Source organism: Aeromonas sp. 2692-1 (genome assembly GCF_013085505.1).
Lineage (GTDB): Bacteria > Pseudomonadota > Gammaproteobacteria > Enterobacterales > Aeromonadaceae > Aeromonas > Aeromonas hydrophila.
This window is the reverse complement of record NZ_CP038513.1, coordinates 405,847-430,014: the sequence shown is the minus strand read 5'-3', so window position 1 is coordinate 430,014 and position 24,168 is coordinate 405,847. Positions and strand designations below refer to the sequence as shown.

General features: G+C 62.1%; 23 protein-coding genes and 1 other RNA gene. 20 read left to right on the top strand and 4 right to left on the bottom strand.

The genetic code is table 11. The annotated features are described in order from the left end of the window. Positions 1 to 44 precede the first annotated feature (44 nt). Positions 45 to 674 (top strand): stringent starvation protein SspA, encoded by a 630-nt coding sequence (sspA, locus tag E5E97_RS02245; protein ID WP_011707594.1) that lies wholly within the window; start codon positions 45 to 47, stop codon positions 672 to 674. Then, the gene (locus tag E5E97_RS02240) at positions 671 to 1,096 is read left to right on the top strand and encodes a ClpXP protease specificity-enhancing factor (RefSeq protein ID WP_017409380.1); all 426 of its coding nucleotides are present in this window, start codon (positions 671 to 673) and stop codon (positions 1,094 to 1,096) included. The genes sspA and E5E97_RS02240 overlap by 4 nt, the downstream gene beginning before the upstream one ends. A gap of 52 nt (positions 1,097 to 1,148) precedes the next feature. Here the strand turns inward: E5E97_RS02240 and dolP are convergent, their stop codons facing one another. The 4 genes from dolP to E5E97_RS02220 are packed head-to-tail and all read right to left on the bottom strand — an operon-like array spanning position 1,149 to position 4,432. Further along, the gene (gene dolP, locus E5E97_RS02235; protein WP_024945441.1) at positions 1,149 to 1,727 is read right to left on the bottom strand and encodes a division/outer membrane stress-associated lipid-binding lipoprotein; all 579 of its coding nucleotides are present in this window, start codon (positions 1,725 to 1,727) and stop codon (positions 1,149 to 1,151) included. 4 nt (positions 1,728 to 1,731) lie between these two features. Next, positions 1,732 to 2,322 carry an SIS domain-containing protein gene (locus E5E97_RS02230; RefSeq protein ID WP_118880251.1) on the bottom strand — a complete coding sequence of 197 codons (591 nt, stop codon included), beginning with the start codon at positions 2,320 to 2,322 and terminating at the stop codon, positions 1,732 to 1,734. Positions 2,323 to 2,331: 9 nt separating this feature from the next. Next, the gene (locus E5E97_RS02225; protein WP_118880252.1) at positions 2,332 to 2,724 is read right to left on the bottom strand and encodes a YraN family protein; all 393 of its coding nucleotides are present in this window, start codon (positions 2,722 to 2,724) and stop codon (positions 2,332 to 2,334) included. Beyond that, positions 2,645 to 4,432, bottom strand: coding sequence for a penicillin-binding protein activator (locus E5E97_RS02220; RefSeq protein WP_238427556.1), 1,788 nt, complete (start codon positions 4,430 to 4,432; stop codon positions 2,645 to 2,647). The genes E5E97_RS02225 and E5E97_RS02220 overlap by 80 nt, the downstream gene beginning before the upstream one ends. A gap of 199 nt (positions 4,433 to 4,631) precedes the next feature. Between E5E97_RS02220 and rsmI the strand changes: the two genes are divergently transcribed. The 18 genes from rsmI (at position 4,632) to E5E97_RS02130 (ending at position 24,131) form a co-directional block, all read left to right on the top strand. Next, positions 4,632 to 5,465: a 16S rRNA (cytidine(1402)-2'-O)-methyltransferase gene (rsmI, locus tag E5E97_RS02215; protein ID WP_118880254.1), complete on the top strand. Its 834-nt coding sequence runs from the start codon at positions 4,632 to 4,634 to the stop codon at positions 5,463 to 5,465. Positions 5,466 to 5,580: 115 nt separating this feature from the next. Then, positions 5,581 to 5,967, top strand: an RNA gene (rnpB, locus tag E5E97_RS02210) — RNase P RNA component class A. Positions 5,968 to 6,417: 450 nt separating this feature from the next. After that, positions 6,418 to 6,876 carry a division/cell wall cluster transcriptional repressor MraZ gene (gene mraZ, locus E5E97_RS02205; protein ID WP_005305730.1) on the top strand — a complete coding sequence of 153 codons (459 nt, stop codon included), beginning with the start codon at positions 6,418 to 6,420 and terminating at the stop codon, positions 6,874 to 6,876. Further along, complete coding sequence (gene rsmH, locus E5E97_RS02200; protein ID WP_011707587.1) at positions 6,877 to 7,815, top strand: 16S rRNA (cytosine(1402)-N(4))-methyltransferase RsmH; 939 nt, start codon at positions 6,877 to 6,879, stop codon at positions 7,813 to 7,815. It abuts the gene before it with no gap. 3 nt (positions 7,816 to 7,818) lie between these two features. Beyond that, positions 7,819 to 8,133 carry a cell division protein FtsL gene (gene ftsL, locus E5E97_RS02195; RefSeq protein WP_005305726.1) on the top strand — a complete coding sequence of 105 codons (315 nt, stop codon included), beginning with the start codon at positions 7,819 to 7,821 and terminating at the stop codon, positions 8,131 to 8,133. After that, on the top strand, positions 8,130 to 9,884 hold the full coding sequence (locus E5E97_RS02190; protein WP_011707586.1) for a peptidoglycan glycosyltransferase FtsI: 1,755 nt from the start codon (positions 8,130 to 8,132) through the stop codon (positions 9,882 to 9,884). The genes ftsL and E5E97_RS02190 overlap by 4 nt, the downstream gene beginning before the upstream one ends. Continuing rightward, entirely contained in the window at positions 9,865 to 11,349 is a 1,485-nt protein-coding gene (gene murE / locus E5E97_RS02185; protein WP_118880255.1) for a UDP-N-acetylmuramoyl-L-alanyl-D-glutamate--2,6-diaminopimelate ligase, read from the top strand. Before E5E97_RS02190 ends, murE begins: the two co-directional genes overlap by 20 nt. Then, positions 11,346 to 12,701, top strand: coding sequence for a UDP-N-acetylmuramoyl-tripeptide--D-alanyl-D-alanine ligase (gene murF / locus E5E97_RS02180; protein WP_118880256.1), 1,356 nt, complete (start codon positions 11,346 to 11,348; stop codon positions 12,699 to 12,701). The genes murE and murF overlap by 4 nt, the downstream gene beginning before the upstream one ends. Continuing rightward, positions 12,695 to 13,777, top strand: coding sequence for a phospho-N-acetylmuramoyl-pentapeptide-transferase (gene mraY / locus E5E97_RS02175; RefSeq protein ID WP_011707583.1), 1,083 nt, complete (start codon positions 12,695 to 12,697; stop codon positions 13,775 to 13,777). The genes murF and mraY overlap by 7 nt, the downstream gene beginning before the upstream one ends. A gap of 3 nt (positions 13,778 to 13,780) precedes the next feature. Beyond that, positions 13,781 to 15,064 carry a UDP-N-acetylmuramoyl-L-alanine--D-glutamate ligase gene (gene murD, locus E5E97_RS02170; protein ID WP_118880259.1) on the top strand — a complete coding sequence of 428 codons (1,284 nt, stop codon included), beginning with the start codon at positions 13,781 to 13,783 and terminating at the stop codon, positions 15,062 to 15,064. Next, a complete protein-coding gene (gene ftsW, locus E5E97_RS02165) occupies positions 15,061 to 16,242 on the top strand; it encodes a cell division protein FtsW (RefSeq protein ID WP_016352178.1) in 1,182 nt (393 codons plus the stop codon). Before murD ends, ftsW begins: the two co-directional genes overlap by 4 nt. After that, a complete protein-coding gene (gene murG / locus E5E97_RS02160; RefSeq protein ID WP_171279822.1) occupies positions 16,242 to 17,327 on the top strand; it encodes an undecaprenyldiphospho-muramoylpentapeptide beta-N-acetylglucosaminyltransferase in 1,086 nt (361 codons plus the stop codon). The genes ftsW and murG overlap by 1 nt, the downstream gene beginning before the upstream one ends. After that, positions 17,324 to 18,778: a UDP-N-acetylmuramate--L-alanine ligase gene (gene murC, locus E5E97_RS02155; protein ID WP_010635950.1), complete on the top strand. Its 1,455-nt coding sequence runs from the start codon at positions 17,324 to 17,326 to the stop codon at positions 18,776 to 18,778. Before murG ends, murC begins: the two co-directional genes overlap by 4 nt. Positions 18,779 to 18,875: 97 nt before the next feature. Then, on the top strand, positions 18,876 to 19,628 hold the full coding sequence (locus tag E5E97_RS02150; RefSeq protein ID WP_017409434.1) for a cell division protein FtsQ/DivIB: 753 nt from the start codon (positions 18,876 to 18,878) through the stop codon (positions 19,626 to 19,628). Beyond that, positions 19,609 to 20,868, top strand: a complete 1,260-nt coding sequence (gene ftsA, locus E5E97_RS02145; protein WP_005305690.1) for a cell division protein FtsA — start codon at positions 19,609 to 19,611, stop codon at positions 20,866 to 20,868. The genes E5E97_RS02150 and ftsA overlap by 20 nt, the downstream gene beginning before the upstream one ends. Before the next feature lie 40 nt (positions 20,869 to 20,908). Next, positions 20,909 to 22,060, top strand: a complete 1,152-nt coding sequence (ftsZ, locus tag E5E97_RS02140) for a cell division protein FtsZ (RefSeq protein WP_005305686.1) — start codon at positions 20,909 to 20,911, stop codon at positions 22,058 to 22,060. A 101-nt stretch (positions 22,061 to 22,161) separates the two neighbouring features. Continuing rightward, on the top strand, positions 22,162 to 23,085 hold the full coding sequence (lpxC, locus tag E5E97_RS02135; protein WP_011707578.1) for a UDP-3-O-acyl-N-acetylglucosamine deacetylase: 924 nt from the start codon (positions 22,162 to 22,164) through the stop codon (positions 23,083 to 23,085). Between the two features lie 140 nt (positions 23,086 to 23,225). Further along, positions 23,226 to 24,131 carry a M23 family metallopeptidase gene (locus tag E5E97_RS02130; RefSeq protein WP_016352175.1) on the top strand — a complete coding sequence of 302 codons (906 nt, stop codon included), beginning with the start codon at positions 23,226 to 23,228 and terminating at the stop codon, positions 24,129 to 24,131. The last annotated feature ends 37 nt before the right edge of the window (positions 24,132 to 24,168 follow it).

The following is a 24,168-nucleotide window of genomic DNA, read 5'->3' as shown; positions in this document are numbered from 1 at the left end:
GAGGCTTCATTGCCGTTTCTGCTTTTTAATGACGGGAGGGTTCAATGGCTGTAGCTGCCAATAAGCGTTCGGTAATGACGCTGTTTTCCGGTGCCAACGATATGTTCAGCCATCAGGTGCGCATTGTCCTGGCGGAGAAGGGTGTTAGCGTAGATATCTGCCAGGTTGACCCAAGCAACCTGCCGGATGAGCTGGCCGAGCTGAACCCCTACAACACCGTACCGACTCTGGTCGATCGCGAGCTGGCGTTGTACACCTCACGCATCATCATGGAGTATCTGGACGAGCGCTTCCCGCACCCGCCCCTGATGCCGGTCTACCCTGTGGCCCGCGGCAACAGCCGTCTGATGATGCATCGTATCGAGCTGGACTGGTATTCTCTGGCCGACAAGATCATGGCTGGTACCGACGTGGATGCGGCGCGTGCCGAACTGCGGGACAACCTGCTGGCCATCGCGCCGATCTTCGGTGAAATGCCCTATTTCATGAGCGAAGAGTTTGGCCTGGTCGACTGCTACATGGCCCCGCTGCTGTGGCGTCTGCCGAGCCTCGGCATCGACTTCACCGGTCGTGGTGCCAAAGAGCTGAAGGCCTACATGGTTCGTCTGTTCGAGCGCGAGTCTTTCCAGGCTTCCCTGACTGAAGCCGAGCGCGAGATCCGTGCCGGCGTATGAGCATGGAACCGACAATGACACCCAGTCGCCCGTACCTGCTGCGGGCGTTCTTCGACTGGTTGCTGGACAATGACCTGACCCCGCATCTGGTGGTCAACGTCAACATCCCTCATGTGATGGTGCCGATGCAGTTTGTCCAGGATGGACAGATAGTGCTGAACATCGCCCCCCGTGCGGTAGGGCAGTTCCACATGGACAATGAAGCCATCAGCTTCAGCGCCCGTTTTGGTGGTGTCTCCCAGCAGGTTTACATCCCGATGGCGGCCGTATTGGCCATCCATGCCCGGGAAAATGGCGTGGGAACCCTGTTCCCGCCCGAGCCGGGTTATGACCTCTGGCTGGAGCAGGCCGAAGCGCCGGTGGAACCCGAGCCGGAACCGCCGCGTCCGAGCGGTCGTCCGACCCTGAAGGTCATCAAATAAAAAACGCAGCCAGCTGGCTGCGTTTTTTTATGCCGAGAGTCGGCGGTCAGTGCTAGTTCTGGGCGAACTCGAAGGCCTTGATCACACGCTTCACGCCGCTGACGTGGCGGGCGATCTCGACGGCGTGATCCCCTTCCTGGCGGGTCACCAGGCCAATCAGGAATACCTCGCCATTCTCGGTGACCACCTTGACCTTGGCACTGTCAAAATTCTTGGCGCCCAGCATGTCTGCCCGCACCTTGGAGGTGATCCAGGAGTCGTTGCTGCGAACCCCTATGCTGACCGGCTGGCCGAGGCGCAATTCGTTGTAGACGTGGCGCACCCCCTCGATGCGGGCCACTATCTTGCCAGCTTCGAGCTTGTAAGCGTCAGAAGGTGTCTGGCCGACCAGCAGCACGCGGCCGTTGTTGCTGTAGACGCTGATCTTGCTGGCTGCGCTGAGTGGCTTGTTGTCAGCCAGCAGGTTGGCCGCTTTCAGCTCGATGGCCTGATCGTCCCACTGGGCGCCCAGGGTGCGACGATCGCCGGAGGCTTTGGCCGTGCCGGCGGCACCGCCTACCACTACGGCCGCGCAACCTTGCAGCAGCAGGGTACCGGCCAGCAGGCCGAGCAGGAGCATTTGCTTGTTCATGGTTTCAATCTTCCTGTTGCGGGAAAAGAGTCTGGTCGATGAGATCACACAGGCAGTGCAGGGTCAACAGGTTCACTTCCAGAATGCGGGGTCGACGAGCCGACGGCACCCGGATCTCCACGTCGTTGGGGCCGAGCAGGCCGGCGATCTCGCCGCCGTCGCCACCACCCAGCACCACTATGGTCATGTCGCGGGAGAGAGCGGCCTCGGCGGCCTTGATCAGGCTGCGGCTGTTGCCCGTGGTGGTGAGCACCACCAGGATGTCGCCGGGCTGACCCAGGGCACGGATCTGCTTGGAATAGACCTCTTCAAAGCCGTGGTCGGTCGCGATGGCACTGATGGTCGCCATGTCGGGGGTCAGCGCCATGCCGGGCAGGGAAGGGCGCTCGGTTTCGTAGCAGTTGACCAATTCCGAGATGAACAGCTGGGCCAGCGCTGCGGAAGGACCGTTGCCGCATGCCATCACCTTGTGGCCATTGAGCAGGCAGATGGTCAGCATCTGGGCTGCGGTATGGATGGCATCCGGCAGCGCCTCGGCGGCGGCTATCTTGGTCTGGATGCTCTCGGTGTAGTTCTCTTTGATGCGGTCAGTCATGGGGTCCTCTTAAAATGCGTTCTGGATCCAGTCTGGCTGGTCGCCCTCGAACGCGATCACATCGAATCGGCAGGCCTGGCTGGCCTCGTTGATGGCATGTTGCTTGAAATAGTGGCGCGCTGCCAGCACGATCTTGTGCTGCTTGCGCCGGGTGACCGAGGCGGCGGCGCCGCCATGGCTGGTCTGGGTGCGGTAGCGGACCTCAACAAACACCAGGGTCTCCCCCTGGCGCATGATGAGATCGATCTCGCCGCCCCGGCAGCGGTAGTTGCGGGTCACGGGTTGCAGGCCGCGGGCCTGCAACCAGCGCTCAGCTAGCTGCTCAAAGTGCTGTCCCTTGCTCGGTGCTGACGGGAACAGGTTCTGCCACTGCTGGTGCATCCGTGCCAATAGACCCTTCATGGGGGGCTCCCTCGAGCTGAAGCATGGCACTGTCGCTGACCAGCTTGCCGTTCTGGTAGGTGGCCCAGTCCAGTACCCGCACTATGTTGCCGCTGGCATCCACGCTCAGCTGGCCGCTCATGCCCGGCTGCTGCATGGCATTGACCTTGCGCATCTGCTGCAGGTTTTCCGCCAGCGCCACGGCATCGTAGCCCAGCGCGAACAGGCGCAGCAGATCACCCTGGGTTTGCGGCCAGAGCAGGGCGATCTGTTCGCGCTGCTTCTCGTAACCACCCAGCAGCAGCGGCATGTCGGAGATATGCATGCCGTTGAGCTCGGAGGCCACTTCGGTGGTGGCGCTGTCATAGCTGCGCGAGCTGCTGTAGATAGGCAGGCTACCCATCGGATTGACCGAGATGTCCACATACGGCTTGATCATCCGGGTCTCCAGGCTGTTGGCGACCACATAGACCACGTCGATGCTGCGCGGCGCCGTGTCAGCAAGCTGCACCACTTCGCCGGCCCGGGCGGTGGAGCGACCGCTCAGGGCGTTCTTGACCATGCCCTGCACTTCGTTGCGAGCGCCGAAGGTGGCGACGACCGGCTTGTCCTGGCTCACGGTGGCCCAGGCCTGTTCGAACGCCTTGATGCTGCCATAGCCGATCCGCCCCTGAGCGGCGATCAGCAGGGGCTTGCGATAGCCCTGACCGTAGAGGTACTGGGCGGCCTGCGCTGCATCGGCGGCGGCGGAGAGGGAGAAGTAGAAGGTGTTGTCATTGACGATCGGCTTGTCCAGCTCGTTGAGTGCCAGCACCGGCACGGTCGGATTGGACTTGAGCAGCTCCTCGACCCGGTCTTTGAGCAGCGGGCCGATGATCATGTTGGCCCCTTCCTGAATCGCCTGTTTGTAGAGCTCGCCCATCGCCTTGGTCTGGGTGTCGTAGAAGTTCAGGGTGAACTGTCCCTGATTCTCCTTGTATGACATCAGCATGCCGTTGCGGATGGCGGCGCCTTGAGGCTCCAGATTGCCGGAGAGCGGCAGGAACACGGCGATCTGCTGCAGGGTATTGATGTTGCTGGTCGCCAGATCACCCAGACCCGCCGGCATGTCTTTCTGGGCCGGGTGGTTCGGGAAGGCCTGCTTCCAGCCAGCGAGCTGGCGTGCCAGCTGATTGGGCTGGGCGCCGAACTCGTTCACCAGCGCCGCCAGTCGCAGCCAGCCGGTAGTCACGTCGGGAGCCGGCGCCTCTTCCAGTGCCTGCAGGGTGGAGGGGGTCATGCTTTTGAGCAGTGACCAGATTTGCTGGTGATTGGTGGCCAGCTCATTCTGGGCCAGATAGGGCTCCAGCAGGATCAGCGACTTGGCGGCACCGAACTTGTTGTTGATGTCCAGTTGCAACACCACCCGCTGGCGATACCAGTCCTTCTGGGTATCGGCATCCAGCGCTACCTCGGGCTTGCCCTCCAGCAGGATCAACGCCTGGTTGGCGTTGCCCTGGGCGAGCAGCAGGTGAGCCTGCAACAGTTGCAGCTGGGCCTTTTGTTCGGCGCTCTGGCCCTGCTTCTGCAGTTGCTGGAACAGGGCCGCGGCCGGCTTGGCCTGACCGAGCGCCAGATAGCTGCGCGACGCCATCACCTGCCAGGTGAAGGCTTCGGCCGGTTTGGCCGGATCCACCTGCGCCAGATACCACTGGGCATTCTTGGTCAAATCCGAGAAGGCCGACGGCATGCCGGATTGTCCGGCTGATTGATTGGGCTCCGACGCACAGGCGGCAAGCAGTACTGCCGCGAGTAGGATGCCGAAGAGTCGTGATACACTTAGCTGCTTTGTAACCCGGTTCAAGTTCATTCCCCGACCAGTGTTGAAATTCTCCATAGTGTAAACGGGCCAATATGGCGACACAATTGTCGGGACACTCGGAGCTCCCATGAGTGACATCCCAACCCTGTACATAGTCCCCACCCCGATCGGCAATCTGGCTGACATTACCCAGCGTGCATTGGACATTTTACGCAGTGTCGATCTGGTGGCTGCCGAGGATACCCGTCATACCGGCATCCTGCTCAGCCACTATCAAATCTCGGTGCCCACCTTCGCGCTGCACGATCACAACGAACAGCAGAAGGCTGATGTGTTGATCGGCCGGATAAAAGAGGGCAAGAACGTGGCCCTGGTCTCCGATGCGGGTACGCCGCTCATCAGCGACCCCGGTTATCACCTGGTCACCCGTTGTCGCGAAGCCGGGGTCAAGGTAGTGCCGCTGCCCGGCCCCTGTGCCGCGATCACGGCACTTTCTGCGGCCGGGCTGCCCACCGACCGGTTTGCCTTCGAAGGCTTTTTGCCGGCAAAAGCCAAGGGCCGTGACGACCGTTTGCAGGCGGTGATCGAAGACACCCGCTCACTGGTGTTCTACGAATCCCCGCGCCGGGTGCAGGACACGGTGGAAGCAATCGCCCGCATTCTCGGCGAACGCCAGGTGGTGGTGTGCCGCGAGCTGACCAAGACCTTCGAGTCGATCCACGGTCTGCCTGCCTCCGAGATGCTGGTCTGGCTGGGCGAGGACGAAAATCGCTGCCGCGGCGAGATCGTGCTGGTGGTCGCGGGCGCCAATAAAACTGAAGAGGAGCTGCCGGCCGAGGCGATCCGTACCCTGGGTTTGCTGGTGGCCGAACTGCCGCTTAAAAAAGCGGCGGCGCTCACCGCCGAGATCCACGGGGTGAAGAAGAACGCGCTCTACAAGTACGGCCTCGAACATTACTGAGGCGGATAAATGCAGGCCAGAGGTCAGCCTTGGCGTTCTCTCGAGTGCGATTAACTCGGTCAAAACTCAATTGCAGGTTTACCCCAGGTGCCGGACAAGGCTATAATCCGCGCCCGGAGTTGGCTGGGCAATCGCTGCTTCGTCGTTGTGTCCCTCGGGACAGACGGGCGGAGGGGAGGAAAGTCCGGGCTTCATAGGGCAGGGTGCCAGGTAACGCCTGGGGGGCGTGAGCCTACGACCAGTGCAACAGAGAGCAAACCGCCGATGGCCCGCAAGGGATCAGGTAAGGGTGAAAGGGTGCGGTAAGAGCGCACCGCGCGACTGGCAACAGTTCGTGGCACGGTAAACTCCACCCGAAGCAAGACCAAATAGGCCCCTATTGGCGCGGCCCGCGTTGGGGGCGGGTAGGTTGCTTGAGCCAGCGAGCGATTGCTGGCCTAGAGGAATGATTGCTACCCGGGGCAACCCGGTACAGAACCCGGCTTACAGGCCGACTCCGACCTATTCCTGAAGAGCCTTGCGATTTATCGCGAGGCTCTTTTTTATTGGCGAGAAAATAGCAGCTTGTACCGAGAGATATATGCGTTGGCGAATAGTGAGATAACAGGACATATGCATATAAATCAGTTAGTTATGGATTTTTTCATACACAATGCCTGAGTTATGTTGGTACCTGTGACTCTGAGCGGATCATATCGCTGCCTATTGGTTCACCCTGCTGAACTTTTAATTCTTCGCAATTAATCGCATTGCCGTTAACACAAATAACTTGTGGAAAATCAACTCATTTAATCCTCGCTGCTGAAACGCTGCGTCAATATGTTCCCCATGCCCGAGATCCTCGCTTGAAAAGCCCTCAGCACGTCCTTAAACTTCAAGGTGGGGAAAAGTGGATCAAAGTGGTTTTTATCGGGCGGTTTGCCCCCTTTAACTCATTTTCAGGGACTGCAATTTGTTGCGTGGTGCGCATGCCATCAGCCTCGACAGCAAGGGGCGATTGGCGATTCCGACCAAGTACCGTGATTGGCTGCGCGACGAAAGCGAGGGCCAGCTGGTCTGCACCATCGATATTGCCCATCCCTGCCTGCTGCTTTACCCCCTGAACGAATGGGAAGAGATCGAGCGCAAGCTCAAGACGCTCTCCAGCATGAATCCCCTTGAGCGCCGCCTGCAGCGGCTGTTGCTCGGGCATGCGACCGAATGCGAGCTGGACGGCAATGGCCGTCTGCTGCTCAGCCAGCCACTGCGCAGCCATGCAGGGCTGGACAAGAAGATCATGCTGGTGGGCCAGCTCAACAAGTTTGAGCTGTGGGATGAAGCCCGCTGGCAACAACAGGTCAATGACGACATTCAGGGTCTGCCCGAAGATGACTGGGCAAGCTCGCCACGACTACAGGATTTCTCTTTATAAATGACCCAAGCCGCTGAACACATCACAGTGCTGCTGCACGAAGCCGTTGAAGGGCTGGCCATCAAGCCGGACGGCATCTACGTCGACGGTACGTTTGGCCGGGGTGGTCACTCTCGTCTCATTCTCCAGCAGCTTGGCCCCAACGGCCGGCTGATCGCCATCGATCGGGATCCCCAGGCCATTGCCGAAGCGGCCAAGATCCAGGATCCGCGCTTCGAAATCGTGCACGGCCCCTTCTCCGGCATTGCCTCCTATCTGGATGAACGCGGTCTGCTGGGCAAGGTAGACGGTTTCCTGCTGGATCTGGGGGTCTCTTCTCCCCAGCTGGACGATGCCGAGCGCGGTTTCAGCTTCATGAAGGACGGTCCGCTCGACATGCGGATGGACCCCACCTCCGGTCAGAGCGCCGCCGAATGGCTGGCTCGCGCCGACGTGGACGACATCGCCTGGGTGCTGAAGACCTTTGGCGAGGAGCGTTTCGCCAAGAAGATCGCCCGCGCCATCGTGCACGATCGGGTGACCGAGCCCTATGTCCGCACTCGTCAACTGGCGGAGATGATTGCCCGCGTCAATCCGAGCAAGGAGAAGGGCAAGCACGCCGCTACCCGCAGCTTCCAGGCCATCCGCATCTACATCAACAGCGAGCTGGACGAGATCGAGACCGCGCTCAACGGCGCCCTGCAGGTGCTGGCTCCGGAAGGTCGTCTCTCCGTCATCAGCTTCCACTCGCTGGAAGATCGGCTGGTGAAGCATTTCATTCGCAAGCATGAGAAAGGGCCGGAAGTGCCGCACGGCATTCCGTTGACCGAGGCCCAGCTGGCCGGCGGTCGCAAATTGAAGTCGGTCGGCAAGGCGCTCAAGCCTTCCGAGCACGAGGTCAATGAAAACAGTCGGTCCCGCAGCTCGGTGCTGCGGGTCGCCCAGCGGTTGGCGGAGTAAGCCATGAGCGAGGTGCGCGTTCATCTGGCCAGGGAGATCCTCGGTGATCTCTGGCGGCACAAGCTGCAGGTGGTGCTGGCCATCGCCGTGCTGATCACCGCCTTTGCGGTGATCCTGGTGACCAACATGACCCGTGGTCTGACGGCCAAGCAGAACGACCTGATGGCGGAGGAGGATCGGCTCAACATCGAATGGCGGCACCTGTTGCTGGAGCAGGGCACGCTGGCCGAGCACTCCCGGGTGGCGAGTCTGGCCATGGACAAGTTGCAGATGGCTCGCCCGCTGGTGACCACCGAGAAGGTAATTACACAACCATGAAACGCAAGGCTTCCGCCAAGGCCCAACCCAAGGTCAAAGCTCCGTCACTCTATCCGTGGCGCTTTCGCACGCTGGTGTTCTTCATCGGCATTGCGTTTGCCGGCTTGATCCTGCGACTGGCCTGGATCCAGGTGATCGACCCGGATCGGCTGCGTCAGGAAGGGGACATGCGTTCGCTGCGTACTACCGCCACTCAGGCGGTGCGCGGCATGATCACCGATCGTAACGGCGAACAGCTGGCGGTGTCGGTGCCGGTGGAAGCCGTCTGGGCCGACCCCAAGACGGTGCACGAGTCTGGCGCCATCCATAACGAGCGGGCCTGGCTGGCCCTGTCCGCCGTGCTCAAGCTCGACATCAACACCCTCAAGCACCGCATCTCCAACCCGAGCAAGCGCTTCGTCTACCTGCAGCGCCAGGTGACGCCGGCGGTGGCGGAATACATCAAGGGTCTCAAGCTGGGTGGCATCTATCTGCGCCCCGAGGCGCGCCGTTTCTACCCGACTGGCGAGATCAGCGCCCACCTGGTGGGGGTGACCAACATCGACGGCAGCGGCATCGAGGGGATAGAGCGCAGCTACAACGAGTGGCTGACGGCGACCCCTGGCGAGATGCGGGTGCGCAAGGACAGGCAGGGCCGGGTCATCGAGCGGCTTGGTCTGGTGAAAGAGGGCAAAAACGCCAACGACCTGCAGCTGAGCATCGATCAACGAGTGCAGGCGCTGGCCTACCGGGCGCTCAAGCGTGCCACCGACGAGAACAAGGCGACCTCCGGCTCCATGGTGATGCTGGACGTCAAGACCGGCGAGGTGCTCGCCATGGTCAACACCCCCTCCTACAACCCCAACAACCGCGGTCAGTATCAGAGTTTCCGGGTACGCAACCGGGTGGTGACCGATACCTATGAACCAGGTTCCACCGTCAAGCCGCTGATCCTGCTCAGTGCCCTGCAAGCCGGGGTCACCAGCTGGAAGGACACCATTCCTGGCGGCCCTCTGTTCATCGGGGCCAAGCAGATCCGCGACGTGAGTATCCACAAGGCGACCAACCTGTACGACATCCTGCGCTACTCCTCCAACATCGGTATGTCGCGCATCGCGCTGCGGATGCCGGCGCAGGAGATGATCAACACCCTCAGCATGGTGGGCTTCGGGATGGACACCGGCAGCGGCCTGATGGGTGAGAGCAGCGGCATGCTGCCCCAGCGCCGGCGCTGGTCCGATATCGAACGGGCCACCCTGTCGTTCGGCTATGGCCTGCGGGTCACCCCGCTGCAGCTGGCCTCCGCCTATGCCACCCTGGCCAACAAGGGCAAGCGGGTGCCGCTCTCCATCGTCAAGGTGACCGAGCCGCCCAAGGGGGAGCAGGTCATCGACCACAACAACGCCACCGCCATGTTGCAGGCGCTGGAGTACGTGGTCAGCAATGCCATTCCGAAAGCGCAGATCCCCGGTTACCGGGTCGGCGGCAAGAGTGGTACCGCCAAGGTCGCGGTCGCGGGTGGCTACGGCAAGGACTACATGGCCTGGTTCGCCGGTTTCGCCCCGGCCAGCAATCCCCGTTTCGTCATGGTAGTGGTGATCAACGAGCCCAAGGGCGACGCCTACTACGGTGGTGCCGTTGCGACGCCGCCGTTTGCCGAAGCCATGGGCGGGGTACTGCAGCTCTTCAATATTCGTCCCGACGCGGTGCCGCCAGCGGTACCCACCAAACTTGCCCGTACGGAGGCTTCCAATGTTGTCCCGCGCACTTGATCAACTGATGCGCCCTTTTGGCATTACTGCCCCGGCGCTCGCGCTTACCGACATCCAGCTGGACAGTCGGCGGGTCGGGCCCGGTTGTCTCTTCGTGGCGATTCGCGGGCATCAGGTGGATGGCAGACGGTTTATCGAACAGGCGGTGGCTCAGGGAGCGACCGCCGTACTGTTTGAAGAGGACGGTGAATTCGTGGCACCGGCGCTGAGCGTGCCTTGTCTCGGGATCCCGAGTCTGCCAGCCAGGCTCTCCGAGCTGGCTGGCTATTGCTACGACCAGCCGGCCGGCAAGCTGGATCTGGTGGGCATCACCGGCACCAACGGCAAGAGCACCACGGCGCTGCTGGTGGCCAACTGGCGCACCCTGCTGGGGGGCAAGGCCGGGGTGATGGGCACCATCGGCAACGGCCTGTTCGGCGAGCTGGTGGAAGCGGAAAACACCACTGGCAGCGCGGTGCAGGTGCAGGCCAATCTGGCCGCTCTGCAAGCGCAGGGGGCGGATCTGGTGGCGATGGAGGTGTCCAGCCACGGCCTGGTACAGCATCGCGTGGCGGCCCTGCCGTTTGCTGCCGCCGTATTCACCAACCTGAGCCGGGATCATCTGGACTATCACGGCACCATGGAGGCCTACGGCGCCGCCAAGGAAGAGCTGCTGAAACTGGTGGACGAACCCTGCGCCGTGCTCAATGCCGACGACCGGCTGGGCCGCCAATGGCTGGCTGCCTATCCGGCTGCGGTGGCGTTCAGCGTGCACGGCCCGGTGGCCGGTCACCCGGGGCGACAGCTGACGGCGCAGGATCCCCATTTCCACCAGCAAGGTTTTCGCACGCAGATTAACTCCAGCTGGGGGAATGGTGTATTATCCGCCCCCTTGCTCGGGCGCTTCAACGTCAGCAACGTGCTGGCCGCGATGGGCGCCATGCTGGTGCTCGGTTATGACTTCGACGAGTTGCTGGCCAGCGCGCCGCAACTGCAGCCGGTAACCGGCCGCATGGAGTGCTTCGGTGGCGGCAAGGCGCCGCTCGCTGTGGTCGATTATGCCCACACGCCGGATGCGCTGGAGAAGGCCCTGCAGGCCCTGCGGGTGCACTGTGAAGGGCGGCTCTGGTGCCTGGTGGGCTGTGGTGGCGACAGGGATCGCGGCAAGCGTCCCATGATGGCCGCCATGGCCGAGCTGCATGCGGATCGCGTGATCCTGACCGATGACAATCCCCGTACCGAGGAGCCGGCCCGGATCATGGCCGACATGGTGGCGGGTCTTCGCGATCCCGGCGCCGTGCAGATCGAGCACGACAGGACCAAGGCAATCCAGTTGGCACTGAGCCAGGCGAGCAAACAGGACATCATCCTGGTGGCCGGTAAGGGTCACGAGGATTATCAGATCATTGGAACCGACAAGCGGCACTACAGCGACCGGGAAACCGTCGCGGCCGCCTTGCACACATTATTGGAGTCATTCGCATGATGACCCTCAGGCTTGCCGAGCTGGCGCAGGTACTCGATGCCCGTCTGATTGGTGAAGACGGAGCGATCACGGCTGTCAGCACCGACACCCGTACCCTGGGCGCAGGCGCGCTGTTTGTTGCGCTGCGCGGCGAGCGTTTCGATGCCCACGATTTCTGCGAGCAGGCCGTGGCCGCCGGGGCATCGGCCCTGCTGGTCGAGCGTGAACTGCCGTTGGCGATCCCCCAGCTGGTGGTGACCGACAGTCTCAAGGGACTGGGTCGCCTCGGTCGGCTGGTGCGCGAGCGGATCAACCCGAAAGTGCTGGCCATCACCGGCAGCTGCGGCAAGACCACGGTGAAGGAGATGGCGACTGCCATCCTGCGTCAGGAAGGGGACGTGCTGGCCACCGCCGGCAACTTCAACAACGAAGTGGGGGTGCCGCTGACCCTGCTGCGCCTCGAGCCGCAACACCGGTTCGCGGTGATGGAGCTGGGGGCCAACCACCCGGGCGAGATCGCCTGGACCACCTCGCTGGCCAAACCCGATGCCGCCATCATCAACAACGTGGCGGCCGCGCACCTGGAGGGCTTCGGCTCGCTGGAAGGGGTGTTCCACGCCAAGAGCGAAATCTTCGAGGGGCTGGGTGAAGGTGGTTGCGCCATCGTCAATGCCGACAACGAATTCTGGCCGAAGTGGCAGGCCCGCGGGATCCACTGCGCCTTCTCCATCGAGGATCAGCGTCAGCCGTTCCACGCCAGCAACGTGGTGATCAACCAGCAGGGTTGTGCCGAGTTCGTCATGGTGACGCCGCAGGGCGAAGTGAGCCTGACCCTGGCCATTCCGGGCCGCCACAACGTGGCGAACGCCCTGGCCGCCGCCGCCGGCACGCTGGCGCTCGGCGCCTCGCTCGCCTCGGTCAAGGCCGGGCTCGAGCAGATGGCGCCGGTCAAGGGCCGTTTCTGCGTCCAGCGCTGGGGTGGTCTCACCCTGGTGGACGACACCTACAACGCCAGCGTGGAGTCCGTGCTGGCGGGCATCGATGCCCTGACCGCCATGAGCGGCTACAAGGTGCTGGTGTTCGGTGACATGAAGGAGTTGGGTGAGGAGTCCGCCGAGCAGCACGCCCGGGTCGGACGCCACGCCAGCGAGCGCGGCCTCGATGCCGTGCTGACCGTAGGGGAACAGAGTCGCCACACCGCAGATGCCGCGGCTGGCCGACATTTCGATAACAAGGCGTCGTTGTTTGAAGTGCTTGCGCAAATGATAAATACACATCAAGAAATCGCGATCCTGGTCAAGGGTGCCCGCGGCTCCCGCATGGAAGATATCGTCGAGATGGTCAAAGACCGTCAGGAGTCAGCCACATGCTAGTCTGGCTGGCGGAACTGCTCACCCCGCACTTCACCTTCTTCAACGTCTTCTCCTACCTGACGTTTCGCGCCATCCTGTCGATCATCACCGGCCTGGTGGTGGCGCTCTGGATGGGGCCGCGCCTCATCCGCCGATTGCAGATCCTCAAATTCGGCCAGGTGATCCGCAATGACGGACCCGAGTCGCACCTGAGCAAGAAAGGCACCCCGACCATGGGCGGCCTGATGATCATCGCCGCCATCTTCATCTCGGTGCTGCTCTGGTGTCGCCTCGACAACCCCTACGTCTGGCTGGTGCTGTTTGTGCTGGGTGCCTATGGCGCCATCGGCTTCGCCGATGACTACCTCAAGGTGGTGCGCAAGAACACCGACGGCCTGATCGCCCGCTGGAAGTACTTCTGGCAATCCGCCGTTGCGCTGGGGGTGGCCGTGTTCCTTTATGCCACCGCCACTCACGACGGTCAGACCCAGCTGGTGGTGCCCTTCCTCAAGGATGTGATGCCGCAACTCGGGCTGATGTTCATCGTATTGACCTACTTCGTCATCGTCGGCACCTCCAACGCGGTCAATCTCACGGATGGCCTGGATGGTCTGGCCATCATGCCGACCGTGATGGTGGCGGGGGGCTTCGCCTTCATCGCCTGGGCCACCGGCAACGTCAATTTCGCCAACTACCTGCATATTCCCTATGTGCCCTATACCTCCGAGCTGGTGATCGTCTGTACCGCCATCGTCGGGGCGGGTCTGGGTTTCCTCTGGTTCAACACCTACCCGGCCCAGGTGTTCATGGGAGACGTGGGCTCCCTGGCGCTGGGCGGCGCACTCGGCACCATCGCCGTGCTGGTGCGTCAGGAGTTTCTGCTGGTGATCATGGGCGGCGTCTTCGTGATGGAGACCGTCTCGGTGATCCTGCAGGTGGGGTCCTACAAGCTGCGCGGTGTGCGCATCTTCCGCATGGCACCGATCCATCACCACTATGAGAAGAAGGGCTGGCCGGAGCCGCGCGTCATCGTGCGCTTCTGGATCATCACGCTCATGCTGGTGCTGCTCGGCCTCGCCACCCTGAAGGTGAGGTAAGCCATGGTCATCATCATCGGACTCGGCAAAACCGGACTCTCCTGCGTCGATTACTTCCTCGGCCGTGGCGTGACGCCGCTGGTGATGGACACCCGCGCCAACCCGCCCGGCAGGGATCAACTGCCTGCCGATGTGGAACTCATCCACGGGCTGGATGGCGAACTGCTCAAGCAGGCGCACATGATAGTGGCGAGCCCGGGCATTGCCCTGGCAACGCCCGAACTGCAAGCGGCCGCCGAGTTCGGGGTGCGCATCGTCGGCGACATCGAGCTGTTCGTGCGCGAGACCCAGGTGCCGGTGATCGCCATCACCGGCTCCAACGGCAAGAGCACGGTCACCACCCTGGTGGGCGAGATGATCGCCGAAGCCGGCCTCAAGGTCGGGGTGGGTGGCAACATCGGCACGCCGGCGCTCGAGCTGCTCAAGCAGCCGATGGATCTCTGCGTGCTGGAGCTCTCCAGCTTCCAGCTGGAGACCACCCACAGCCTGCGCGCCGCCGCCTCCGTGGTATTGAACCTCTCCGAAGATCATATGGATCGCTATCAGGGCATGGCCGACTATCGCGCCGCCAAGATGGAGATCCATCAGCATTCCCAGCACATCCTGATCAATCGCGACGATGCCCAGACCCTGCCCGACGTGGGTCAGGTGTGGCAGAGCTTCGGCCTTGACTGCAACGGCTATGGCCGCTGCGAGCTGGATGGCCGTCACTGGCTGACCCTGCACGGCGAGCCGTTGCTGGCGGTGGACGAGATGAAGATCGTCGGCGCCCACAACCAGGCCAACGCGCTGGCCGCCATGGCCCTGTGCGATGCGGTCGGCATCCCGCGCGAGCCGCAGTTGCGAGTACTGCGCCGTTTCGAGGGGCTGCCCCACCGTGCCCGCTTCGTGCGGGAGGTGAACGGGGTACGCTGGATCAACGACTCCAAGGCCACCAACGTGGGGGCGACCCTGGCTGCCGTGGCCGGGGTGCGCGAGTCGGTGAAGGGCCGTCTGCTGCTGCTGGCCGGTGGCCAGGGCAAGGGCCAGGATTTCGGCCCGGTGCAGGCGCTGCTCGGCAGCCAGATCGATCACATGTACTGTTTCGGCCAGGATGCCGAGGTGCTGCTGGCGCTGGGTGAGCAGACTGAGCGGGTGGCGGATCTGGATGCCGCGGTCGCCAAGGCGGCTGCCGATGCCAGACCCGGCGACTGGGTGCTGCTGGCGCCGGCCTGCGCCAGCCTGGACCAATTCAAGTCTTTCGAAGCGCGCGGCGATCGTTTCACCGAGCTGGTACAGAAGTTATGAACGCCCTTCGCGCAGTCGCAGGCTTCTTGCAGCGCTGGCTGTTGCCGGCGCGCCCTGCCGGTCTCTATGACCGGCAGCTGGTCGTGCTGGCGCTGGCGCTGATGGCGGTGGGTCTGGTGATCGTGGCCTCCGCCTCGATCCCGGAGGGGATCGCCATCAACAACGATCCCTTCATGTTCGTGAAGCGTCACGGCCTGTTTCTGCTGATGGCGCTCGGCATCTCCTGGTTCGTGCTGCAGGTGCCGATGGCGCGCTGGCAGCACTACAACGGCCCCATGCTGCTGCTGGCCATCGTCATGCTGGTGCTGGTGTTGCTGGTGGGCCGCAGCGTCAACGGCTCGGTTCGCTGGTTGCCGCTGGGTCCGTTCAACCTGCAGCCGGCCGAGTTCGGCAAGCTGGCGCTGTTCGTCTATCTGGCGGGCTATCTGGTGCGCCGTCAGAGCGAGGTACGCGAGCGTTTCATCGGTTTCATGAAGCCGATGGCGGTGCTGTTCGTGGTGGCCATCCTGCTGCTGGCCCAGCCCGATCTGGGCTCGGTGGTGGTGATGTTCGTCACCTCGCTCGGCATGCTGTTCCTGGCCGGCGCCCGCCTGGTGCAGTTCATCGGTCTCATCCTGGTGGGGGTGAGCGCCGTGGTGACCCTGATCATCGCCGAGCCGTACCGGATGCGGCGGGTGACCTCCTTCCTCGATCCCTGGGCCGATCCGTTCGGCAGCGGCTACCAGCTGACCCAGTCGCTGATGGCCTTCGGCCGTGGCAGCTGGTTTGGCGAGGGGCTTGGCAACTCCATCCAGAAGATGGAGTACCTGCCGGAGGCGCACACCGACTTCGTGTTCGCCATCCTGGGGGAAGAGCTGGGCTATGTGGGCGTGCTGGGCGCGCTGTTTCTCATCTTTGCGCTGGCAATCAAGGCGCTCAAGCTGGGGCACCAGGCGCTGGTGGCCGAGCGACTGTATGAAGGCTATCTGGCCATCGGCATCGGCATCTGGTTCAGCTTCCAGACCTTCGTCAACGTGGGGGCAGCCAGCGGCATGATGCCGACCAAGGGGCTGACCCTGCCGCTGGTCAGTTATGGTGGTTCGAGCCTCATCATCATGATGGTGGCGGTGAGCATGTTGATTCGTATCGATTTCGAGTTGCGCCAGGCCAGTGCCCAGGCGCGCGTGCGGGAGGTTTAGTGAGCAAGACGCTGTTGGTGATGGCAGGCGGTACCGGGGGCCATGTGTTCCCCGGTTTGGCCGTGGCTGATCGCCTCAAGGCCCAGGGCTGGACCATTCACTGGCTCGGCACCGCCGACCGGATGGAGGCCGAGCTGGTGCCTGCCCATGGTTACCCCATCTCCTTCATCGATATCCAGGGGGTGCGTGGCAACGGCATCAAGCGTCTGCTGGTCGCGCCCTATCGCATCGTCAAATCAGTGCTGCAGGCGCGCCGGGTGCTCAAGACCATTCGCCCCGACGTAGTGCTCGGCATGGGTGGCTTTGCCTCCGGCCCGGGTGGCGTGGCGGCCTGGCTGTCCGGTATCCCGCTGTTGCTGCACGAGCAGAATGCTGCGGCAGGCCTGACCAACAAGTTGCTGGCTCGCCTCGCCAAGCGGGTGCTGATGGCATTTCCGGGCGCCTTCGCGCCGAGCCGTCGCACCGCCGTGGTGGGCAACCCGGTACGCCCCGAAGTGGTGGCGCTGCCGGATCCTCAACTGCGCAGCGGCGCTGAGCCACTGCGGCTGCTGATCGTCGGTGGCAGCCTGGGGGCCCGGGTGCTCAACGAGCAGGTGCCGCCAGCGGTGGCGGCGGCCGGCGTGCCCATCGAGGTGCGTCACCAGTGTGGCAAGGGCAATCGCGATGCCGTGGCCGAAGCCTATGCCAAGCAGGGCGTAGCAGCCGAAGTGAGCGAATTTATCAAGGATATGGCTGATGCCTACGCCTGGGCCGATCTGGTGGTGTGCCGGGCGGGGGCGCTGACCGTCTCCGAAGTGGCTGCCGCCGGGGTCGCCGCCATTTTTGTACCGCTACCCCACGCGGTGGATGATCACCAGACCCGCAACGCCCTGACCCTGGCCGACGGTGGTGCGGCTGAATTCCTGCCCCAATCCGAGCTGACGACGGCCTCGCTGGCTGCGCGTCTCTCCTGGCTTGCCGGGCGCAGGGAAACCCTATTGAACATGGCCCAGGCCGCCCGTCGCGTGGCCATTACCGATGCCGCCGAGCGGGTTGCCGACGAGTGCAAACGCCTGGCGACCGGGCAGATTGAGAGAGAACTATGACCAAGGTTGAACTGGCAAAACTGCGTACCGTTATCCCTGAAATGCGCCGCGTGCGTCGCATCCACTTCATCGGCATCGGTGGTGCCGGGATGGGCGGTATCGCCGAAGTGCTTGCCAACGAAGGGTATCAGGTAACCGGCTCGGATCTGGCCCGCAATGCGGTGACCGAGCGACTCGAGTCCCTTGGCGCCCACATCTTCGTCGGCCACAGTGCCGAGCACGTGAACGAGGCGAGCGTGGTGGTGGTTTCCACCGCCATCAAGCAGGACAACCCCGAGCTGCTGGCCGCCCGCGAGCTGCGCATCCCCGTGGTGCGCCGCGCCGAGATGCTGGCCGAGCTGATGCGCTTCCGCCACGGCATCGCCATCGCCGGCACTCACGGCAAGACCACCACCACCAGTCTGGTGGCGAGCATCTATGCCGAAGCGGACCGGGATCCGACCTTCGTCATCGGTGGCCTGCTCAACAGCGCCGGCACCAATGCCCGCCTGGGCAGCAGCCGCTATCTGATTGCCGAGGCGGACGAGAGCGACGCCTCCTTCCTGCATCTGCAGCCGATGGTCTCCATCGTGACCAACATCGAAGCGGATCACATGGACACCTATGGTGGCGATTTCTCCAAGCTGAAGGCCACCTTCATCGACTTCCTGCACAACCTGCCGTTCTACGGGCTGGCCGTTGTGTGCGTGGATGATCCGGTGATCCGCGGCATGCTGCCGGAGATCGCTCGTCCTACCATCACCTACGGCCTGAGTGATGATGCCGACGTGCAGGTGCTGGACTTCGTGCAGACCAGCAACCGCAGTCGCTTCCGAGTGCGCCGCAAAGATGCCGGCGAGCTGGAGGTGACCCTCAATCTGCCCGGCATCCACAACGCGCTCAATGCCGCCGCGGCGATTGCGGTCGCCACCGAGGACGGGATCGGCGATGATGCCATCATCCGGGCGCTGGCCAAGTTTGAAGGGGTGGGTCGCCGCTTCCAGCAATATGGCGAGTTCGAGACCGGTCGCGGCAAGGCCATGCTGGTGGACGACTACGGTCACCACCCGAGCGAGGTCAAGGTCACCATCAACGCAGCTCGCGCCGGCTGGCCCGAGAAGCGGTTGGTGATGGTGTTCCAGCCGCACCGCTACACCCGTACCCGCGATCTCTACGAAGACTTCGCGGACGTGCTCTCCAAGGTGGACGTGCTGGTGATGCTGGAGGTTTATGCCGCCGGTGAAGAGCCGATTCCGGGCGCCGATGGCCGTGCCCTGTGCCGCTCCATCCGCTCCCGCGGCAGCCTGGAGCCCATCTTTGTCGCGACGCCGGACGATGTGCCGGCGGTGCTGGCCGGGCTGGTCGGCGAAGGCGATCTGGTGCTGACCCAGGGGGCAGGGAACGTCGGCGCACTGGCTCGCCGTCTCGGCGAGATGAAATTGAGCATCGAGAGCATGAAATCCGGCGCCTGAGGGCCCAATGAGTATTTTGACCGCCAAGCCGGGGCCTATATAATGGCGAACCGGTCTGCAAAGGGCCGGCATGGCGCGTTAAACGGGGATCGATCGGGTGGAGGCAAGGGCACAAGGGCGCACCAAGGGGGGCTTCATCGCCGGGGTGGGATTTTTCATCCTGGTCATGTGGGGCCTCTACCAGACCGCGCTGGATGTTAAAGATTGGCTGACGGATGCCAATCGGTTGCCCATGAGCGAGCTGTTGCTGCAGGGGCAACACCAGTATTTGCAAACCGATGAACTGCGCAGCGCCGTGCTGGATGGCGCCGAGTTGCGCAACTTCTTCGAGTTGGATGTGAACGAATTGCAGGCGCGGTTGAACGCCTTGCCTTGGGTGGCCCAGGTCTCGGTACGCAAGAAGTGGCCCAACAAGATCAAGGTCTACCTCACCGAACAGGCGGTTGCGGCCCGCTGGAATGGCAACCGCTTCGTCAACACCAAGGGTGAGGTGTTCAGTGCGCCGGACAGGGTGAAGACCCCTCTGATGCAGCTGTCCGGGCCAGAAGATCAGGCCGTCAAGGTGCTGGAGGCCAGCCGCCAATACGAGGCGCAGCTGGCGGCTAGAGGGTACAAGCTGCTGGGGGTGAATCTGACCCCCCGCCATGCCTGGGAACTGACCCTGGATGGCAACATTCAGCTGTTTTTGGGGCGCTCGGATATCGCGCTTCGACTGCAGCGGTTTATCGATGCCTTTCCGGTCATCGAGCCTCGTGAGCGTGTTGCTTACGTGGATCTTCGATACGACACCGGAATGGCAGTTGGCTGGAAGAAGAACGAAGAGAAAGTGAATGACCAAAACCGCAGATAGAAATCTGATTGTCGGGCTGGATATCGGCACAACCAAGGTGGCGGTTCTGGTTGGCGAAGTGCTGCCAGACGGTGAGCTCAATGTCATCGGCATGGGCAGTCACGCCTCTCGTGGCATGGACAAGGGCGGGGTCAACGATCTTGATTCCGTGGTCAAGTCCCTGCGTCGCGCGGTGGAAGAGGCTGAAATGATGGCCGACTGCCAGATCAGCTCCGTCTATCTGGGGTTGTCCGGCAAGCATATCGACTGTCGCAATGAAACCGGCATGGTACCCATCTCCGATGAAGAGGTGACCCAGGAAGACGTGGACAACGTCATCCACACCGCCAAGTCGGTACGGTTGTCCGATGAGCTCCGGGTGCTGCACGTGCTGCCCCAGGAGTTCGCCATCGACTACCAGGAAGGGATCAAGAACCCGGTCGGCCTCTCCGGCGTGCGGATGGCGGCCAAGGTGCACCTGATCACCTGCCACAACGACATGGCTCGCAACATCGAGAAATGCGTGGAGAAGGTGGGGCTGCGGGTGGACCAGCTGATCTTCTCCGCACTGGCGTCCAGCTACGCCGTGCTGACTGAAGACGAGAAGGAGCTGGGTGTCTGCGTGGTGGACATCGGTGGCGGCACCATGGACATGTCGCTGTTTACCGGCGGTGCCCTGCGTCACACCAAGGTGATCCCGTACGCCGGCAGCACGGTGACCAGCGACATCGCCTATGCCTTCGGCACTCCGCCGCTGGACGCGGAGGCGATCAAGGTGCGCTATGGCTGCGCCCTCGGCCGGCTGGTCAGCAAGGAAGACAATATTGAAGTACCCAGTGTCGGCGGTCGTCCGGCGCGCAGCCTGCAGCGGCAGACACTGGCTGAAGTGATTGAGCCCCGTTACACCGAGTTGCTCTCCATGGTGAATGATGAGCTGGTGCGGGTACAAAGCGAATTGAAAGCGCAGGGGGTCAAGCATCAGCTTGCAGCCGGTGTGGTCTTGACCGGCGGCGCTGCCCAGATCGAAGGCATTGTGGAGTGCGCAGAGCAGATCTTCCAGAGCCAGGTCCGGGTAGGGGAGCCCATGAATATCCGGGGATTGAGTGATTATGTGCAGGCGCCTGTGTACTCGACCGCGGTCGGGTTGCTGCAGTATGGCCGCACCCATCAATCCACCGGCAGTAGCAAGGAATATGCCGCCAAGGCAAGCGTAGGTGGGCTGGTCAAACGGGTCAGCAACTGGTTGCGTGGCGAGTTCTAAAAGATTTTGCTGAGTCAGGCAAATAAAGCGGAGAGACAACATGTTTGAATTTATGGATAGCCACACTGACGAAGCCGTCATTAAAGTGATTGGTGTGGGTGGCGGCGGCGGCAACGCGGTCGAGCACATGGTTCGTCAAAACATCGAAGGCGTTGAATTCATTACCGTCAACACCGACGCCCAGGCTCTGCGTAACTCCAGCGCCAACACAACCCTGCAGATCGGCGGTGGCATCACCAAGGGTCTGGGTGCCGGAGCCAATCCGGAAGTGGGTCGTGATGCGGCCATGGAAGATCGGGAAGCGCTGCGCGAGCTGCTGACTGGCTCCGACATGGTGTTCATCGCCGCCGGCATGGGCGGTGGTACCGGTACCGGTGCTGCACCGATCGTGGCCGAAGTGGCCCGCGAGATGGGTATCCTGACAGTTGCTGTCGTAACCAAGCCGTTCTCCTTCGAAGGGAAGAAGCGGATGGGCTTCGCTGCTCACGGCATCGAAGAGCTGTCCAAGAACGTCGACTCCCTGATCACCATCCCCAACGACAAGTTGCTGAAGGTGTTGGGCCGCGGTATCTCCCTGCTGGACGCCTTCAAGGCTGCCAACGATGTACTGCTTGGCGCGGTACAGGGCATTGCCGAGCTGATCACCCGTCCGGGCTTGATCAACGTCGACTTCGCGGACGTGCGTACCGTGATGCGTGAAATGGGTACCGCCATGATGGGTACCGGTTCCGCCTCCGGTGATGACCGTGCCGAAGAAGCGGCCGAGAAAGCCATCTCCAGCCCGCTGCTGGAAGACGTGGATCTGGCCGGTGCCCGTGGCATCCTGGTCAACATCACCGCCGGCATGGACATGACCATCGAAGAGTTCGAAACCGTGGGTAACGCGGTCAAGGCCTTCGCCTCCGAGAACGCCACCGTGGTGGTGGGTACCGTAATCGACCCGGAAATGCACGACGAACTGCGCGTGACCGTGGTGGCTACCGGTATCGGTGCCGAGCGCAAGCCGGACATCACGCTGGTGAAGAACAACATGGTACAAGAGCGTCCGGCCCGTCAGCCCCTGATCAGCGAAGCCCTGCAGTCTCGCGTGATGGAAGAGGCCCCGGCCAAGGTGGTCAACGCCGAGCCGCAAGCTCGTCGCGAACCGGATTATCTCGATATTCCTGCGTTCCTGCGCAAGCAAGCTGACTAAGCCTCTAATGACGCTGGTTTGTTTGTTGCTTAAGGAATGTGCTAAGATGGCCCGGCAACGACCATCTGGTCAGGAATTTGAGCTGTTAAGCGGATACGCCCATGATTAGACAAAGAACCTTGAAAACGAGTGTCCAGGCCACCGGTGTCGGCCTGCATTCGGGCCGGAAAGTCACAATGACGTTCCGTCCGGCGCCTGTTAACACAGGGATCGTTTACTTGCGTACCGATCTGAATCCTGTGGTAGAGCTGCCAGCCAATGCCGATCAGGTGCGTGATACCGTGCTTTGTACCGCTCTGGTCAATGAAGCCGGTGTCCGAGTCTCTACCATTGAGCACCTCTCTGCCGCGCTCGCCGGGATGGGCATCGACAACCTCTATGTCGAGGTTGATGCGCCCGAGATCCCGGTGATGGACGGCAGTGCGCACCCCTTTATCTACCTGCTGCAAGAAGTCGGTATCCGTGAACAGAATGCGCCCAAGCAGTTTGTGCGGATCAAACAGAGCATCCGGGTTGAAGACGGCGACAAGTGGGCGGAATTCCACCCCTATCGCAACGGCTTCAAGATGGATCTCGAGATCGACTTCCAGCATCCGGTATTTGAAGGACGCAATCAGCGTTGTGTGCTGGACTTCTCCGGTGCCTCTTTCGTGAAAGAGATCAGCCGTGCTCGTACGTTCGGTTTCATGCGTGACATCGAGTACCTGCGTTCCCAGAACCTGGCGCTGGGCGGAAGCCTGGAAAACGCCGTGGTGCTGGATGACTACCGGGTACTGAACGAAGATGGCCTGCGCTATGAAGATGAATTCGTCAAACACAAGATGTTGGATGCAATTGGTGACCTTTACATGTGTAACCGCAGCATCATCGGCGAATTCCGTGCCTACAAGACCGGCCATGCCCTGAACAACAAGCTGCTGCGTGCCTTGCTGGCCAAGCAGGAGGCCTGGGAACTGGTGACCTTCGAGGGTGAGGGCGACAAAGCGCCCATCGCTTACTACGATAACGGTCTGGTTCTGGCCTGATAGCTGTGCAACGGAACGTCGGTCCTCTCTCCGCACCGACGTTCCGTCATTTGTTTACTCCATTCTGTAATACCGATTATCTCCCGGTTTTATTTCCCGTGCGGGCCAATGGCCACACCTGACCGAGCAGACTGATTTCTATGAGCATTACCCTGATCCTCAATGGCAAGCAGCGACGCAAGTTGCACTTACCGAAACAACGTCTGGCCTGGGTCGGCGGTATCTTCTTCACTGTATTGGCCCTGAGTGGTGGCTGGCTCTGGCAGAGCTGGCATCAAAAAATGGAGGCGCTGGAAGTCGCGCTGGCCATGGCCGAACAGCAAAAATCCACGCAAGGGGCTGATGAGGCCCGCGAACAGCTTGCCATGCTGGCCGCCCAGGTGGGCACCATGCAGGGGCAGCTGGGTCGTCTCAACGCGCTCGGTGAGCGGCTGACCGAAAAGGCCGACCTCGATCCCGAAGAGTTCAATTTCAAGGAGCTGCCTCCCATGGGCGGCCCCTCCTATGATGCGGATCTGGAAGTCAGCCTCAACGAGCTGCAGGACTCCATGAAGCATCTCAGCCAACAGCTCAGCAGTCGTGAAGAGCAGCTGTCGGTACTTGAATCTTTCATCATGAATCACCATATAACCGATGCCGGCTTTATTTCCGGAACACCGGTCAAGCAGGAGCGGGTTTGGGTCTCCTCTGGCTTTGGTGGCCGGGTCGATCCGTTCAACGGTCGCGCCAAGATGCACAAAGGGGTGGATTTCCGTGGCAAGCCCGGCACCCCCATTCTGGCGACGGGCCCGGGCGTAGTGAGCTGGGCGGGCCGTCATCCGGAGTTTGGCAACATGGTGGAGATCAATCATGGCAATGGTTTGGTGACCCGCTATGCCCACAACTCCAAGTTGCTGGTCGAAGTGGGCACCCTGGTCGATGAGGGCCAGAAAATTGCCTTGATGGGACGCACCGGTCGCGCGACCGGGGTCCATTTGCATTACGAAGTGTTGAAAGATGGTCGTCAGGTGGACCCCGCGCGTTTTCTCAATGCCAGACGGGGTTAGGTTTTTTTCTCCAGGTTCCAGTGACGGAACACTTATA